The organism is Brevundimonas diminuta (assembly GCF_039673845.1).
In the GTDB taxonomy this organism is placed as follows: domain Bacteria; phylum Pseudomonadota; class Alphaproteobacteria; order Caulobacterales; family Caulobacteraceae; genus Brevundimonas; species Brevundimonas diminuta_E.
Genome location: NZ_JBDJMK010000025.1, coordinates 1 through 553, shown reverse-complemented (window position 1 = coordinate 553; position 553 = coordinate 1). Strand labels below are relative to the sequence as shown.

Sequence of the window (553 nt, the reverse complement as noted above, 5' to 3'; positions counted from 1 at the left end):
TTCGACACGACGCAGTCGGCCGGTCCGGTCTTCGGCAACCTGTCGGGCGACTACGACCAGTCGCACACCGTGACGCTGGGCCTGCGCTATGCGTTCGGCGCCGAGCCGGTGGCTCCCCCGCCGCCGCCGCCGCCGCCGCCGCCCCCGCCGCCTCCCCCGCCGCCTCCGCCGCCGCCGCCGCCGCCGGTTCCGGCCAAGCCGGCCGCCCGTCAGTTCGTGGTCTACTTCGACTTCGACCGTTCGGACCTGACGGCGGAAGCCCGCTCGGTGGTGTCGCAAGCCGCCAACTACGCCAAGTCGGGCGCTCCGACCCGCGTCCTGGTCGTCGGTCACACCGACACCATGGGTTCGCAAGCCTACAACCTGGGCCTGTCGAACCGCCGTGCGCGCACCGTGGCTGACGCCCTGGTCGCTCAAGGCGTCAACGGCGGCGTGATCTCGCTGGACGGCAAGGGCAAGACCGACCTGGCCAAGCCGACCGCCGACGGCGTGCGTGAGCCGCTGAACCGTCGCGCGACGGTCGACATCAACTTCTAAGACTGAGGGGGCCGGG

The 553-nt window shown here is 72.3% G+C and carries 1 protein-coding gene; it reads left to right on the top strand.

Annotated features, from left to right (window positions below; translation table 11 throughout):
- Nucleotides 1-537 (top strand): OmpA family protein (locus tag ABE454_RS16120; RefSeq protein ID WP_346533099.1); only part of this gene is annotated, 537 nt, incomplete at its 5' end.
- Nucleotides 538-553: the final 16 nt, after the last annotated feature.